Annotated in this window: 20 protein-coding genes; 6 read left to right on the top strand and 14 right to left on the bottom strand. The window is 60.9% G+C overall.

The genetic code is table 11. The features are described 5' to 3' along the window. Positions 1-30: 30 nt before the first annotated feature. The 7 genes from A9D14_RS05750 to A9D14_RS19785 all read right to left on the bottom strand — a co-directional run bounded on the left by A9D14_RS05750 (position 31) and on the right by A9D14_RS19785 (position 6594). Complete coding sequence (locus A9D14_RS05750; RefSeq protein ID WP_232468803.1) at positions 31-366, bottom strand: Rossmann-fold NAD(P)-binding domain-containing protein; 336 nt, start codon at positions 364-366, stop codon at positions 31-33. Between the two features lie 675 nt (positions 367-1041). Continuing rightward, complete coding sequence (locus tag A9D14_RS05745; protein ID WP_083987678.1) at positions 1042-2124, bottom strand: AI-2E family transporter; 1083 nt, start codon at positions 2122-2124, stop codon at positions 1042-1044. A gap of 109 nt (positions 2125-2233) precedes the next feature. Further along, positions 2234-2578 carry a L,D-transpeptidase family protein gene (locus A9D14_RS05740; protein ID WP_066843864.1) on the bottom strand — a complete coding sequence of 115 codons (345 nt, stop codon included), beginning with the start codon at positions 2576-2578 and terminating at the stop codon, positions 2234-2236. Between the two features lie 186 nt (positions 2579-2764). Continuing rightward, positions 2765-3493 carry an IS21-like element helper ATPase IstB gene (istB, locus tag A9D14_RS05735; protein WP_066842213.1) on the bottom strand — a complete coding sequence of 243 codons (729 nt, stop codon included), beginning with the start codon at positions 3491-3493 and terminating at the stop codon, positions 2765-2767. Next, positions 3480-4994 (bottom strand): IS21 family transposase, encoded by a 1515-nt coding sequence (istA, locus tag A9D14_RS05730; RefSeq protein WP_066843861.1) that lies wholly within the window; start codon positions 4992-4994, stop codon positions 3480-3482. The genes istB and istA overlap by 14 nt, the downstream gene beginning before the upstream one ends. A gap of 72 nt (positions 4995-5066) precedes the next feature. Next, positions 5067-5915 carry a peptidoglycan-binding protein gene (locus A9D14_RS05725; protein ID WP_198302055.1) on the bottom strand — a complete coding sequence of 283 codons (849 nt, stop codon included), beginning with the start codon at positions 5913-5915 and terminating at the stop codon, positions 5067-5069. Between the two features lie 217 nt (positions 5916-6132). Beyond that, a complete protein-coding gene (locus tag A9D14_RS19785; RefSeq protein ID WP_198302054.1) occupies positions 6133-6594 on the bottom strand; it encodes a hypothetical protein in 462 nt (153 codons plus the stop codon). Positions 6595-6650: 56 nt separating this feature from the next. Here A9D14_RS19785 and A9D14_RS05715 point away from each other — a divergent pair, with 56 nt between their 5' ends. Beyond that, a complete protein-coding gene (locus tag A9D14_RS05715; protein ID WP_157668152.1) occupies positions 6651-7226 on the top strand; it encodes a general stress protein in 576 nt (191 codons plus the stop codon). 140 nt (positions 7227-7366) lie between these two features. Here the strand turns inward: A9D14_RS05715 and A9D14_RS20450 are convergent, their stop codons facing one another. The 7 genes from A9D14_RS20450 to A9D14_RS19365 form a co-directional block, all read right to left on the bottom strand. Next, positions 7367-7603 (bottom strand): CNNM domain-containing protein, encoded by a 237-nt coding sequence (locus A9D14_RS20450; RefSeq protein ID WP_066843849.1) that lies wholly within the window; start codon positions 7601-7603, stop codon positions 7367-7369. A 68-nt stretch (positions 7604-7671) separates the two neighbouring features. Continuing rightward, a complete protein-coding gene (locus A9D14_RS20560) occupies positions 7672-7773 on the bottom strand; it encodes a small membrane protein YohP (RefSeq protein WP_463054479.1) in 102 nt (33 codons plus the stop codon). Between the two features lie 208 nt (positions 7774-7981). Beyond that, positions 7982-8500, bottom strand: a complete 519-nt coding sequence (locus tag A9D14_RS05705; protein WP_157668151.1) for a hypothetical protein — start codon at positions 8498-8500, stop codon at positions 7982-7984. Beyond that, on the bottom strand, positions 8464-9081 hold the full coding sequence (locus A9D14_RS05700) for a DedA family protein (protein WP_066843843.1): 618 nt from the start codon (positions 9079-9081) through the stop codon (positions 8464-8466). The genes A9D14_RS05705 and A9D14_RS05700 overlap by 37 nt, the downstream gene beginning before the upstream one ends. Beyond that, positions 9081-9281, bottom strand: coding sequence for a hypothetical protein (locus A9D14_RS05695; RefSeq protein WP_066843840.1), 201 nt, complete (start codon positions 9279-9281; stop codon positions 9081-9083). Before A9D14_RS05695 ends, A9D14_RS05700 begins: the two co-directional genes overlap by 1 nt. Before the next feature lie 4 nt (positions 9282-9285). Further along, positions 9286-9498, bottom strand: a complete 213-nt coding sequence (locus tag A9D14_RS19370) for an MntP/YtaF family protein (RefSeq protein WP_157668150.1) — start codon at positions 9496-9498, stop codon at positions 9286-9288. A gap of 214 nt (positions 9499-9712) precedes the next feature. Beyond that, on the bottom strand, positions 9713-9949 hold the full coding sequence (locus A9D14_RS19365; RefSeq protein ID WP_157668149.1) for a hypothetical protein: 237 nt from the start codon (positions 9947-9949) through the stop codon (positions 9713-9715). A gap of 504 nt (positions 9950-10453) precedes the next feature. Here A9D14_RS19365 and A9D14_RS05690 point away from each other — a divergent pair. The 5 genes from A9D14_RS05690 (at position 10454) to A9D14_RS19360 (ending at position 14878) form a co-directional block, all read left to right on the top strand. Continuing rightward, positions 10454-11890, top strand: coding sequence for a tyrosine-type recombinase/integrase (locus A9D14_RS05690; protein ID WP_157668148.1), 1437 nt, complete (start codon positions 10454-10456; stop codon positions 11888-11890). A 733-nt stretch (positions 11891-12623) separates the two neighbouring features. Then, the gene (locus A9D14_RS05685) at positions 12624-13406 is read left to right on the top strand and encodes a hypothetical protein (protein ID WP_066843827.1); all 783 of its coding nucleotides are present in this window, start codon (positions 12624-12626) and stop codon (positions 13404-13406) included. Further along, positions 13406-13729, top strand: a complete 324-nt coding sequence (locus A9D14_RS05680; RefSeq protein WP_087910472.1) for a hypothetical protein — start codon at positions 13406-13408, stop codon at positions 13727-13729. The genes A9D14_RS05685 and A9D14_RS05680 overlap by 1 nt, the downstream gene beginning before the upstream one ends. Positions 13730-13751: 22 nt before the next feature. Continuing rightward, on the top strand, positions 13752-14024 hold the full coding sequence (locus tag A9D14_RS05675; protein ID WP_066843824.1) for a hypothetical protein: 273 nt from the start codon (positions 13752-13754) through the stop codon (positions 14022-14024). A gap of 281 nt (positions 14025-14305) precedes the next feature. Continuing rightward, positions 14306-14878 (top strand): hypothetical protein, encoded by a 573-nt coding sequence (locus A9D14_RS19360; RefSeq protein WP_157668147.1) that lies wholly within the window; start codon positions 14306-14308, stop codon positions 14876-14878. Positions 14879-14970: the final 92 nt, after the last annotated feature.

Below are 14970 nucleotides of genomic sequence, written 5' to 3'. Positions count from 1 at the left end.
CGACAGGCAGATCATGGACTCGATGCTATCTCAATCGCTATCGGTCATGCTGGCAACGATCTCCCGCAGTGTGCCGTCGCGTTCGGGAAAGCGGAACGGTTCGACCTCCTCCACGATGATCTCGTCGGCGTCCGGCTGCACGGTCAGCGGCGCCATCACATCATCCGCGAACTTGTCGAGTGGCACGCTCTGCGGCGGCTCTTTTAGATCAACCATCAAATCGGTCGCGACCTGCGGGGGAATGATTTCAATGACTTGCACACTAATTTTTAGCAAGGCGCGAAGCGACACGAGGTAGGAGTGGACCGCCGCCGTGCTCGCCGAATGGGTCACCGCAGACGGATAGGGCACGAAGCCGGTGCCCAAAGATACCACAAGGACCGGACCGAGCAGATTGGTCTCGACGATCTTTTCCGGCCGGAAACGATGACATTATTGCCCTCGTCATGCCAACGGTGGGCTAGTGCGCGCCCGATACCGGAACTTCCGCCAGTCATGAAGTTCGTGTTGCCAGTGCGTTTCATGTCGTCTCCGGTCCAGCTATTCGTTAACTGACCTGAGTCGAATTTTCGATCCGCCGACAAAGCCAACGTTCGCTGGCCCGGTACGGATGACCGAAAGCCGTCGTGCATTCACGCCGTTGGAAACTCAAACAGTCCAGGTCTGCTGCCGGCGGTTCCAAAAGTGCTGGGAGCGGCATCCAGTCATCCAAAGGCTGTGACAGCTGGTTTCCACCCGGGATGTCCGTCTGCTTCGCACTCAGTATCCTACCGCATTTAAGACTGTGCGGCCTCTGGTCCAGAGTAATGGATTGTGAGCACGGTGCTGTCGCTCACCCGACCAGCGCCTCAGGGACAAGCGAGCTAACCGGGTCCGTTTGCGCAATATCCAAGAACCGCTCCTTCACGCGAAACCTGGCCCGGCTTTTCATGGAATGGCGTTACCCAAAGCAGTACCAGTTCGAGCGGTCGTGCCACATCACATCGATAATGCCCAAGCTTCGGTGTGCCCGCGCAAGCTTCCGACTATAGCCAGCAACCCTCAAGACCGATCCTGAGGATCGGCTTCGCCGGCGATGCCGATCGGCTTGCCCAGCAATTCGCGCACATAGACCCGCTGGACCAGGACAAACACCACGATCGTCAGCGGAGCTGCCAGCAAGACACCCAGCGCCCCGAATAGTATCCCGGCCCCGAACACTGCGAAAAGCAGAACCGCCGGCGGAACGTTGACCGCATGCTTCTGGATCATCGGCTGGAGAAAATTGCCCTGCAATTGCTGGATCAGAAGATAGAGGCCGATGGTCCATAGCGCAGTGGCGGGGGAAACCGTGAGGGCAAGCAGCACCGCCGGAATGCCGGCAATGATCGGTCCGACCATCGGAATCACGTCGAGCAAGCCGGCAATGATCGCCAAGCCACCAGAGGCGGGCACCCCTAGCAATGTGAGCCCAACCCAGGTAAGCGCGGCTACGACCAGCGAAGAAACTGCCTGCCCCACCATCCAGCCGCGCAGCCCCCGCGAAGCATCGCTGATAAAGTCGGCCGCCGTCCGCTCCGCACGCTGTGGCATCAGCATCAACAGGCCACGGCGATAGACACCGGGGTTCGCCGCGATGAAGATTGCTCCCACGAACACAAGCACGAAGTCTGTCACCCCGCTGGTGACAGCCATCGCATATCCACCAAGGCGTGTCGCGAGATTGGAGAGATCCTGCGTACCCAGTTCGAGCAGCTCAGCCAACGATCCGCCCATCCCGATCTGGCCGAGGAGCGATTCGAGGCTTTGGATGGCAGCCGGAATGCTTTCCCGGATTGTCTCCAGCTGGTTGCCGAACTGGGCCCCAAACAAGGCAAATGCGCCGAGGAATATAGTGAGCAGTCCGATAACGGAGATGGTGAGAGCCAGCGCGCGGATGCGCAACCCCGTCAACCGGCAGACCCCCCGCGTCATTGCATCGAAGACCGTCGCAAGCACCACCGCGGCGAACACCAGAAGCAGGAATCGGGCGAGCTCGAACAGTATCAAGGCGACGCCAATTACGCATAAGATCGCAACCGCTGCCGCCACGATGCGTCCAGTCCTCAGTTGATCGGCGGGTTTTCCTGGATCAACCTCGTCCATTGCTCACTTTCTGTGTACTTTCGCCCCCTCGGCAAGCCCGGCGCCGCGGATCAGCAGGAACATCCTTAACCTTGGGCTTCGCGCGGGGATACATATTGCGAGGCACCTGCTAGGAAATGCCCGGCATACCCTCTATTTGGACCGCGTCCAGCAACGGCTGATCCTTATGGTAAACATCGTTGTGGAAAGACAGCGTCTTGCCCTCCGCCCAGAACGTGAAGTGCATGATGAAGACGGGCACCGGTTGCGCCAAAACGACCCGGCGTGTCGGTTGTTCGGCATCGCCAAACACCAGATCCGAACTGGATAGGAAATTAGCCAGGTCGTCCGCACGCTCAAGCCTGACACAGCCATTGCTGACGTAGCGAGCGCTGCGCGCGAAAACGTCGCGAGCAGGAGTGTCATGCAAATAAATGCCAAGATGGTTGGGAAACATGAACTTCGCTCGGCCCATCGGGTTGGTCGCTCCCGGGTTGTCAATCGGCGTTCAATCGGGACCCCCTATCGGCGCGCAAAAGGGACCCCGTTAGCGTTGCATAGATCGATCGACGTTGGGCGCGGGTTTCGCGCTGCTGGCGGCGTAGGAAGGGCGTAGCCCGACCGGAGGCGTCAGCAGCGCGAAGGCGTTTTTCTGATCGGGTCAGCTGCGGTTTTTGAAGCGCCAGCTGTCGTTGCCGGTCTCGACGATGTCGCAATGGTGGGTGATGCGGTCGAGCAGCGCGGTGGTCATCTTCGGGTCGCCGAACACGGTGGGCCACTCGCCGAAGGCGAGGTTGGTGGTGATGATGACCGAGGTCTGCTCGTAGAGCTTGCTGATCAGGTGGAACAAGAGCTGCCCGCCGGATCGGGCGAACGGCAGATAACCCAGTTCATCGAGCACCACGAGATCGAGTCGGCTGAGCTGGGCGGCGATGGATCCGGCTTTGCCGATACGCGCCTCTTCCTCGAGCCGGGTGACGAGATCGACCGTGTTGAAGTAGCGCCCACGGGCACCGACACGCACGACGCTGGCGGTGATTGCGGTGGCCAGATGGGTCTTGCCCGTCCCTGTGCCGCCGATGAGCACGATGTTGCGGCGACCGGGCAGGAACGAACCTGCGTGCAGGGAACGCACCAGCCCTTCGTTGATAGGGGTGCCCTCGAACACGAAGGCATCGAGGTCCTTGATTACAGGCAGCTTGGCCGCGGTCATGCGGTAGCGGATCGAGGCAGCATGACGATGCGCTGCTTCTGCCCGCAGCAGGTCGGTCAGGATCTCGTTGGTCGTGCGCTTGCGCTGCAGCCCGGTGGTTACCGCCTCGTCGAAGGCTCCTGCCATGCCCTTGAGGCCGAGCGCGCGCATCGCCTCGATCATTTCATGCCGCTGCATTGAAGCCTCGCACCGTATCGTAGCGCGCGCAGTCCGCGATCGGCGGGTGACTGAGCTTGAGATCAACGACCACGTCCAGAGTGCGCTCGGATGGCGGGTCCCGGTATCGGGCCAGGATGTTGAGGATCACCTCGTCGCTGACGGCCCCGTTATCGAGCGCCTCCCGGATCGCGGCCTCGACCGCTTCCAGACCATCGGTCATTACGGCTGCCAGTACGCGCACGAAGCGGCGGTCGGCTTCATCACCGCCGCCCAGCTTGCGCCGCAACCGCGTCAGTGCCGGTGGCAGGTCCCACCCCTGGAAGGGCGCGCCGTTCCGCAAAGCGCCGGGCTTGTTCGCCAGAACGGGCAGGTAATGCCAGGGATCATAGATCGTCCGGTCACGGCCGAAGTGCCGGGCATGCTCGGCGATTACCTCGTCGCCGAGGCGCACGACAATGCGGTCGGCATAGGCGCGGACCTGGACGGCCCGCCGCGCAGCCTTGGCCATGACTGAGTAGCGGTTGCGGTCGAAGCTGATCAGGCACGTGCCGGTCACGGCATGGGCGGTCTCGTGGAAGCCGTCGAAGGGCGCCAACATCGGCTGCAAGGCAGACCGTTCGAGGTCCAGCGCTTCGGCAACGGTCAGCTCCTTCTGCTCGGGATGCGCGTGCGTTGCGGCCCAGCGCAGGCACTCGGCCTCCAGCCACCCGTTGAGCTCCTCGATGCTGGCAAAGCGCAGGCGAGGCTGGAAGAACCGGCCCCGGATCGTCTGGACCTGATGTTCGACCTGACCCTTCTCCCATCCCGCCGCCGGCGAGCAAGCGGTCGGCTCGACCATGTAATGATCGGCCATGACCAGAAAGCGGCGGTTGAACACCCGCTCCTTGCCGACGAACACGGTGGTGACCGCGGTCTTCATGTTATCGTAGATGCCGCGCAGGGGAACGCCGCCAAAAAAGGCAAAGCCCCGGGCATGGGCGTCGAACACCATCTCCTGCGTCTCGCGCGGATAGGCCCGGACGTAGACAGCCCGCGACGCACACAGCCGCATCTGCGCCACCTTCACTCGCATCGGCTTGCCCGCGATCTCCACATCCTCGTGGCTCCAGTCGAACTGGTAGGCCTCGCCGGGCTTGAACATGAGCGGGATGAACGCGGGCGCCCCATCACCCGCATCCTTGCGCCTCGCTTCCGTCCAGCGCCGGGCGTAGCGCCGGACCGCGTCGTAGGATCCCTCGAACCCCTCACGGCACAGCAGATCATGGATCCGGGTCATGCGCAGCCGATCACGCCGGTGCCGGGCCTCGTTCTCCGCCAGCAGCGTGTCGAGCCGCTCCTGAAACGGCCCAAGCCGGGGCAGCGGTTGAACCGTGCGGCGATAATCGAACGCGCCTTCCGGCGCCCGGATCGCCTTGCGCACTACCTTGCGAGACAGCCGCAGATCGCGCGCAATCGCTTTGATCGCCTTCCCGCTCGCGTGCTCCCGCCGAATCCGAACAATCGTCTCCACCACCAACATCCCGATCTCACCACCTGGAAAACCAGGCGGTCAACTACACCATCAGAATGAAGGGTCCCTTTTAGACGCCGATCACCCCGCTAACGGGGTCCCTTTTGCACGCCGGTCCACACCCGGGTTCTGGCGGACTCGCGCGAAAGCCTTTCCTTCGCTTACAGCCTGCCAGTCTACCGAAGCGGGATCTGCTGCCACGGCGTCGTCTGACCAGTCGGAGAGTACGACATAGCCGTTCTCCTCCAGATATCCGATACCCTCCCGGACCACTTCGGGAGCTATCATCGACTGCACCAGATGCGGGGGCAGGTTCCATGGTGGATTGACCACGATCGTTTCAATTCTGTCCGCCAGCGCCACCGTTGGTCGGTCTGTGCTGCCGAGGGCGACCTTCATGCGCAAAGCGGGCTGCCCCTGTTCGAAGGCGATCAAATCGGCCGCCGCCGTGTTCACCAACACAAACTTACCGTCTGCCTTTGCCGAGATGCGTCGCGCCCGTTCCAGATTAGCGCGGATGATGGCTTCGTAATGGGCGCTGCCGCGATTGAGCGCTGCGATCGTAGCTGCATCGGCCATGCCCGTGACCGGCAAGCCGTGGATCTCCTGGAACTCAGCAATCTTTTTCGCGAGCGTGTCGTCGAAACGGCCATCGCTCGCGGCCGCCAAGCCAAGACGCTGGAACAAGTTGGCGACTTCCGTACCTTGGTCTCCGACCTCAACTGGCGAATTCCCGAGGGCAATCTGCGGAAGCACACTCCATTCTTCCTGATAAGTCCGTAGCCCTTCAAGGAGCGCCAGGTATATCGGATTTGCTTCCCCCGCCAATTCGCCAATGCCCGTATCTGCGAAGCTAGCCTGCAGACTTGCTGTTCTCGCCAGCTCTGTTTCCGAGGGAGCGAGGGTGCCGTCCAGATAGTGCACATTCACGGCCGATAGCCCCGGTTCCAGCCGTTCCTGTCGATCGGCTGCTGCCGCAGTGCCAATTGCTGGCGTCACCTTCGCTGACCGCTCGCTAGCCGTGCCAGCGTCATGATCCGCATCACGGATGGCGTCCCCGCCCCCAAAGCTTGTCACGAAAGCGAGAGCGGCAGCTGCCGCAAGACCCCACTTGAGCCCTCCCTCACGCTCCCGCCATCGCACGGCGTCAGCCGTTCTCGCCCGCACCCGCGGCATTTGCCGGCGGCGCGCCCGTATTGGCGGCCGGTGCATCGTTCATCATGCTGCCCTGTGTACCAGTTGCACCCACCGGCGAACTGCCAACCGGGACATCCCCGTCTTCAAGGGCGTCCGCACGGTCGTTGAGCGCATCGGCGCGTGCATCGGTCCTTTCGTCGATCATCTCTGCGCGCTCGTCGCCGGCTTCCTCGATCATGTCCGCTCGCTCTTCGAGCTGCTCAGCCTGTTGCTCCTGCGCGGGGGTGGCATCGTCTCCGCAAGCCGCAAGCATCCCGAGGGCAAAAAGAGCGCTGAGTCTGAGTTTCATCATGTTTTCTCCGTTACTGTACCCATGATGAACGAAGGACCCGTTGATATCGTTCCGAATTTCCCTCTCGCCGCGCCTATACGCGACCCTATGTGAACCGGCGGTCGGAACGATCGCTGCCACGCCCCATTGGTTAATGGTTCCAGCAATTCAGCTGGATGGGTGAGAGGATCATGGCGATGAGCAAGAACGTTGCATCAGCAGTTTTCGACAACAGGAACAATGCCGAGCGCGCAATCGATCAACTGCGTGAGCGCGGCGTGCGTGAGAAAGCGATCTCGGTGATCAGCCGGAATGACGACGATTTCGAACAGGCGCACGGAAGTGATCACGATCACACTGACACCAAGGCCAGCGGCGCCGGCAAAGGTCTGGCCATCGGGGCAGGAACTGGCGCAGTTGCTGGCCTAGCCGCGCTGGCGATTCCCGGCGTGGGGCCGTTCATAGCTGCCGGCGCAGTTGCCGAGGCCCTTGGCGTTATCGGCAGTGCAGCTGCGACCAGCGCGGTGGTTGGCGGAGCCATCGGCGGGCTTACCGGGGCATTGATGGATTACGGCGTCGATGAAGAGGATGCGCGATATTATGACGAGCAGATCCAGCAAGGCGGATACTGGGTCGGCGTCGACATCGATGATAGCGGAGCGACGCGCACCGAAGTGGAGACGATTCTGCACGAACATCAAGGCTATTCATCACGCACCCGCCCTTCAGCCACGACTACGACCAACACGGGCGACACCACCACGAGATACTGAGTATTTCACGGGATTTTGGGGGCTGCGTTACTGCGCAGCCCCTTTTCGGTGCCTAGAAACGTCCTGCGTAATCACTGCCGATCAATTTCGTAAATCAGCCCAAGTAGATTCCCGGCGCGCACCCCAAGACTTGGCTCGCGCTAGTTCCCGGGCATATTCCTGCAGATCATTGTGTAAGCGACGGTATTGAGCGTCAGTATCGCTTTTAGCGGGCGCTCGACATCATCTTTCAGCTTTTTGAGCCCGCCTGCCCACTTTGCACCGTTCTGAGCCGCCGAGCGAATGGAAGACGGAGTAATGGTGAGCAGTGTTGCTTCGAGCAGCGAGTACAGGAAGGACGCAAGCGCTAGCGCGACGTAGAATATAAGTAGAGCCATAGTCCCGATCAGCAGGCCACCTGGTCAGCGCCAAGGGGCGCAACGCAGCGGTGCTGTCAGGCGCGACTTTAGAATATCAGCGCCAACAATCCTATCACGACCAACAGCCCGATGAGAAAGATTATTCCAACAGTGCCACCCAGAAACTTCAAAATGTCAATCTCCTCCATGGAAGCAAATTGGATCGAGCGCCGGCGAGATCCCGATAAGGTCCGCTCAGCGCCGCCCCGGGGTGCGCCCTTTGCGATCGCGCGTTCAGAACTCGTCTAGTTCATCTCCAAAAGCTGCGCTTGAGGTACGCTGCCGCCTGCGCGCTGACAGCTCCTAAGGATCGTCGCGCTGGCAAACGGCCTTCTGATTCTGTGCAGGTTGGCCGTGCTATGCCTCCGCGACGTGCTGTTCTGCAGCCACTTCGATCCGCTGTGGTAAACCAGTGTCAGCCTGATGAGCCAAGGCAATCTGGTGAAATCCTTGCAGCTTGCGTCCGACCTGCCGGACTGCATTGATCATTGCCGCTTGCTGCTCCTCTTCGGCCATCGAATTACTGGCGGCAATCCGCTCCATCTCCAAGGCCGCGGGTGCAAACCGCGCCGCCGCCACATCGCCAAACTCGCCAACTGGTGGGACTTCAGCGGACGAAGCGTCGGGCGGCTGGCTTTGCGCTGGCGCATCCGGGGCCAGAGCGTCGCCAACAACGATCATCAAAAGGGCCGACACGAGCGCGAATGCGACTTTCCTCATGATATCTCCGCTCATTCCGATCGTCAGGGTAAGAGCCGAGTTCTCAATGATAAATCTGTTGCGGCGAACCGTGACCCGTTCAGGATGGGACCTCCCCTCGGATTGGTGCGGCATTCCGCTCAGCGTCTGCCCCGCATCAGCCTTGCGCCAATCCATGTGCCTGCGCCGGTGATCGCGAGCACGCCAACGGCAAAAAGCAGGACGTGCATTTGCGTTATTCCCCCTTCCGGCAAAGCGTCGGCGGCAAGATAACCGGGTCCCAGAATTGCAGGCACCCAAAGCCCGCCCGATAGCAGGTTCGCCGCCTGAAAGCGCCGCGCGCTCATCTCCATGACGCCTGCGACCACCGGAAGGACGGCGCGGAGCGGTCCTAGAAAGCGGCTGAGAAAAACTGCAGCAAAGCCGTAGCGGCGGAAGAACAGCCGCGCTCGGGCCACGGCCCGCCGGTTACGGTTCAGCGGCCAGCGCCGATAAACTTGCGGCCCGATCTTTCTGCCGATCACGTAGGACGCCCAATTGCCGGTGATCGCTCCGAAGAACAGCCAGGACGCGATCCAGAGCGGGTCGAGCACCCCGGCACCCACAAGGCCGCCCACGCCAAGTAGCAGGGCAGTCCCCGGTATCAGCACGCCCACGAAAGCAAGGGATTCGCCGAAAGCCAGCAGGCCGACTACAGGGCCAGCCCAGAAGCTGTTTGCTGCAATGTATTGCAACGCTCTGCTTATCAATTCGTCCATCAGATTACGCCCGCCGCCCTTGCTGCCGCGAGTGCGATCAGAAGGAGCCGGATACCTGCTTCTGCTAACTTACGACTCGGACCGCTTGCCCGGGCCTTAAGCTGCAAGCCAAACTCAGCGAACGCCATCGAAAACAAAGCGGTCTTGGCCGCAATCAAAAGCGGGTCCGACGCATCGAGACCCAGACTGAAGCCCGCCATGAGGTTATCGATGCCCGAGCCACTCCGCTGCTTCGGCGATAAAAGACGACGCCTGACGACCGAGCCACAAACCGAACAGAGGAGGTGCAAACTCAAATGTGCCGAATACCGGCAATACGCGGTAACGGCAGACCCTCATGCCAAGCGGGCCAAAAGCCAGCGCAGTTGCACAATTGGTGCTTCCAATAACAGCGCCAAAGATGAGCAATTCTTCCATTCGGCCATCGTCGCTCCGGTCTGGCTCGAACCGTCGACGGTTGAAGCAAGCACTCGTTTCCGGGGCGTCATGCCACGCGGCGGCCAGTGTCGGTAATAAAGTTTGGAGCGCGACCAAATCCTCCCGTCGAGGAGATGTCAGCACGCTCACACATCGACAAGGCGCGAAGCTGCCGACTGAAACCGCCGACATTGCGGTCGTTCACGGCTTCGGATTAGCTCGCCAAAAACTGACGTAAGTTCAGGCTCTCGCGCATGACTGGAACTGTGTCGGTGCAACGAACCGCTTCGCGAAAGGGGTTGGTGCACCGGTCTAAAAAATCAAGGCGACTCTTTCGAACCCAGGCAGACATCGCTCCTTCCATCGAAAGTTCGAGAGCATCGGCATTGATCAACCAATCATGATAGGAACGAAGTTCTGCCGCGTAGATTTCTTCTTTGCGCATGTTCATCAAGGCCTTCCTGCCCGATCCTGAACATCATGGTCACGCGAAGTCTATCACTAAAGGCCGTTAATTCGACCGGCAGACGCCGAGTGGTGCATTGGTCACTTGTAAAAAGGCTAAGCGACCAAATTATAGGATGAGATTTCGAGGCGCCCAAATCGGCCGGGCGGAGTGAGCGTATCCAGCAAAATACAGCGCCTCTGCGCTTCATATTTGCAGCTTCGTACGCGGCATGAACTTAAGGCCTTTCGCCTTGCTGTCACGCTTGCCCGGACATTTTTTAGTACAGTTGCTTGGTACACCCAATCGGTACAGTGCGTGTTGGCTGAGGCGTAATTCGCCAAAACCATTTTAAATACACATCTGCCGTATGAGTTGGCTGGGGCGGCAGGAGGCCAAGAGCGGCCCGTATTAACTCGCTGAGATGCAATATTTTCCTTGTCTTTCCGTGCCTTCTGGCCCACCGATGTGGCCCACATATATGGCCCACAGAAGGACGGAGACAGGGGTTTGGCACTGCAGCGCAGGCACAATAAATGGCGAGCGAAAGTGCGCATTCCAGCGCACCTGCAGGAGGCCCACGGGGGCAAGCAGTACCTGCAAAAGACCATGACGGCACTGGACCGCCCGTCGGCCCAGCTTGAGGCCAAGGCATGGGAAGTCACGATCAGGGCGCAATGGGCCACCCAGACGCCGGGACAGTCGACGCCCAAACGGATCCTGCGTGAGCTCCACGAGACCATCATGGACCTCGCTCTGAATGGAACCCTCAATGTCCAAGGGCGCCCACAAGACGATCCGAGGGAACTCGGGGCCGAGATCGCACTGGAGAAGATTGAAGGCCGCACCCAAGGTCGCGACCTGACGCCAGAAGAAGAGGTGGAAGTCGCAGCCCTGCAGGATGCCCTGCAAGAGATCCGAAGGAACGAGCGCCCTGCCCCGCGCCGCGAGCTTGAGCAATCATTCTCCGAGACGGCTGCAGAGTTCGTTGAGCAGTGGGCGCGGCAGAAGGGTCTCAAGCAAAGCAACACCAAGCAGCAGAAAGAGGCGACCTATCGGCTGTTTGCCGGTTTCATCAAGGATCGCCCTCTGCGGGACATTCGCCGTGCCGATGCTGCTGCGTTCATGGACACGCTGCGCCGCTTCGATCCCAACTGGGCGCGATCACCTAAAGCTAAGCAAATGGGCTGGCCCGAGTTGGTGAAGCAGTTCGGCAATCATCCTGACGGTCTTGCCGATGCCACCAGCAACCGCCACGCACAGGCCCTGCAGGAACTGTGGAACTGGGGCGAGAAGCGGGACCGTTGTTCTGGTAGCAATCCGTTTTCCGATCTCCGGCGACGGCTTACGGTTGGCAGGAACGTGCTAAGCTACCTGCCTTGGCAGCCCGACGAACTGAAGCGCCTCTTCAACCCGCCCCCCAGCCGCCAAGACGTAACCGAGGTAGTTTTGGTCGCTCTCTATACCGGCATGCGGCTGGACGAGATCGCCTCCATGACATTCGGCCAACTCCGCAGCGAAGACGACATCGCCTATGTTCAGGTGGAGGACGCAAAGACGCCCGCAGGGATCCGACAAGTACCCCTGCACCCTGCCCTCAGCTGGCTGGCAGGCCGTACCGGCAAGGCTGGCGAACGTGTTTGGCCTAAGTTCAATGCCGAGGGACCGGGGGCGAAAGCAGGCGCGGATGCTGGCAAGGAGTTCAGCCGCTTTAAGCTCGCCCGTGGCTTCACCGACCGCCGCAAGACATTCCACTCGTTCCGCAAGAACGTCACGCAAATAATGGAAAGGGCTGGCGTTCCTGAGAACGAATGGGCGCAGGTGCTGGGGCACGAGCGCGGCTTTACCTATGGCCGTTACAGCCCCGAGGGGATCACGCTGGCGCAGAAGGCCCGCCTGATTGACCTAATCGACTATCCGACGATCAAGCTACCTCATCCACGATAAGAATGAGGGCTTCCTGCCATCATTTTGAACGGGGCTGGAGTGACGATCCCTCCGCTCCCCTTTCGGCCCCGCCTCCCGTTTTTATGCGCAGTATGGGTTCATTTTCAGGGACAGCGAGGAGATCAGCCGCGGGCAACACCTCGATTACTGGACAACCTCGCCTGCCCATTCCTTGAACGACCTGCAGCCGCGCCAACCGATGATCGACGGCGAACCTAGGTTCGACGCTATCGGTGCATCGGCCTCGCCCGCCCGCATCAATCCGCCATTGTTCGATTAACCCTCACTCTTGGAGGGTGGAGATACAGGTAAGGGACCATAGGGGGTTCCTAAGTGGATCCTTCAGAGCACCTGCAGAAGCGCAAGGCTATACCCGTCACGCGGTGCCCGCTTCCCCTATCCCGAATAACCCTCACCCTTGGACAGAGAAGCGATTCAGCGGTTCGTCTCCCGCCATTCCGCAATTAACCCATACCCTTGGAGGGTGGAGATACAGGTAAGGGACCATGAGGGATTCCTAAAGGATCCTTCGGGGCACCTGCAGAAGCGAAAGGCTTCAGCCGCTACCGGCCATCCCTGTCTCACCCCCATTCCCGAATAACCCATACCCTTGGACAGAGAAACGTTTCCACGTTCGCTTCTGTCGTCCCTCGGTCTCCAGCAGGAGCGCCGAGCCAGCCCCATGCGGCCCGACGCCGCTGCCCCAACACAACCAGACAGGAAAGGCCAATCAATGGCTGATAACGAAACTTCCAGCGACACCGGCATGCGCGCCGTGGTCGATAACATCGGCAACCCGCAACCCCGCGTCCAGAATGCCGAGCCAGAACTGACTCCCTACCTTGATCGGGTCTACAAGATGGATCCCTTCGATGACGTACCCGGCCCCGTGAAGGTCGCACCGGGCACCCGCTTTTCGCCTCCGACGGTCAAGGTTTTGCACGAAGATGACCGACACGAGATCTTGGCCGCTCTCCGCGACCTTCCGCCAGAGCAAAGGGATGAGCAGGAATCTAAGCTCGTCCTCGCCAAGATGCGTGAGGTCGCGGCCCGCCAGCGCGCTTGGGTCGGCGTAAGCGATGACGCTCTGCCCTACCATCAAGAGCAGGCGCTGATTGCCCGTCAGGTTCTCGACATCGAACGCGAGATGGCGACCTATCAGGAGCAGATTGACCGCGTGGTCTTCCGTACCGAGTACAACGAGGAAACGGGCAAGAACGAGCCTGTGGAAGTCCCCTTCCTGCCCCAGACCCGGCGCGACGCTTATGCGGCCCATATCCGCAGCCTCCGTCGTCACCGGCTTCTGCTGGTCAAGGACGACGGCACCTATGGTGTCGAAGGCATGAAACGGATGCACGAGGCGGCCCAAGAATCCGCCAAGGCCCTGAAGGCCATCGACGACGCCCGCAAGGATGCGGAAGAGGTCGAGACCCTCGCCCGTCAGATGGTGCGAGACGACCGGATCAAGGAGCGGGCAAGGTCCAGGGCAAACATTCTGAAGAATGAGGTCCGCTGATGCGAGGCCGAAAGCCCCGGCACATCATCCCGAAGCGGATGAAGACGCAGCCTGCCATCACGGATCCTGACCGGCCCGGTTCCGCCTTCTATGCCGAGCGGCACCGGCAGACCGTTTCGGTGACGCCCAGCGGTTTGCGGATCATCTCCAAGGGTGAGCCATTGCGCGTCATCGGTCGCGAAAGCGTTCCGCTCGAGCAGGACGAACCCGAGGCCCCTTCGGTCCCCGTCAGCGCCCCACCCGCCAGACCCGAACCTAAACCCGCTTCCCCGTCGCGAGAACCGAACTGGCGCGACGATTACGGCCTGCGAAAGGGCCGTTGAAACTCATCCCAAGGAAACATCAATGAGAGTCCTCACTTTGGAGGGCGTTGGGCAGAACGAGCCTAGCGTCCCCCTGCAGAACACACGCGGCTATGGCCGTGTCCCAATCCACGCCGTGGTCGAAGGAGACGCAACGTTCTCCCTGTCGGGCCGCGAGGGTCCGCAAGACGAATGGCAACCGCTGCTGCAGGACGTCTCCGCCGACACTATCGGCACTGTGCCTTTCCACCCCTTCCTGCAGTTCCGCGTCACCAGCGGGACCGGAAGGGTCACCCTGTGGATCAGCGAAGACTGATGGCCAGCCGCTCGCTCCGTGCCTCCATCGACGCCAAGTGCCGTGACTGTATCTACGATGACGCAGAACGCGGCGGCTGGCGTCAGCAGGTGGAAGCATGCACCATCACCGCTTGTCCTCTCTACGAGGTCCGGTGCCGGTCGAAAGCAGCCACAGCTAATCGCTGAACGGCCCCGCTAGGGTCCAAAATGACCCCGAGGGGGCGACATTTCCGAAAGGTCTGTCGCTCTCGAGGGGCACCACACCCACGCCCCGTACCACCTCCAGAAAAAGCCCCGCCAATGACCGATTTTCAGACATGCAAATCATGTTGCGAGACCAAGCCGCTCGACGCTTTTGAACGCCAACATAAAGGTGGCTATCGCGGAAGCTGCAAGGATTGCCGAGCCGCCCAGCGCGCAGCAAAGCTTGAGGCCCAGCAAGCAGAGCGAGCAGAACGCGAGGCATCGCTACGGGACGACATCTGGGCTGCGATGAGACGCGGAAGGTCCACAAGGGCCTTGCAGGCCGTGAAGTCATCTCCGCAAGGCAGACACCGCATCCGTGTGAAAGACACCGCAGGGTTCATCTCCATTGCGGAGCTTGCCTGCCGCCATGCCGAACGTGAGGCATGCCGACGCGCCGCCAAGGTCTGCAAGACATTCGAAGCCGCTGCAGATGCCGTTCGCGTTCTGGAGCGAGGCACCCCGACATTCGAGCGCGCCCAGCAGATGAAAGAGGCGTGGCGGACCTTGCCGCCCCCGCGCCCCATTGAGGCCCTGCAGCACCCCGATAGCGAACCCGAGGACGACAATGAGGACGCCTTCGGCGAAGCATTCGGCGACTGGGCACCGGCTTGGATGCTGGCAGCCTGACCACCGGTTAGTTTTGCCGCAAAAATCCGAACCGGTATATCGTACATTACAAGCCCGCGTGTCCCCCCATGGGGCGGGGGTCCGCCGGGAGC

The organism is Croceicoccus marinus (assembly GCF_001661675.2).
In the GTDB taxonomy this organism is placed as follows: Bacteria; Pseudomonadota; Alphaproteobacteria; order Sphingomonadales; family Sphingomonadaceae; genus Croceicoccus; species Croceicoccus marinus.
This window is presented reverse-complemented; position numbering and strand designations above follow the sequence as displayed.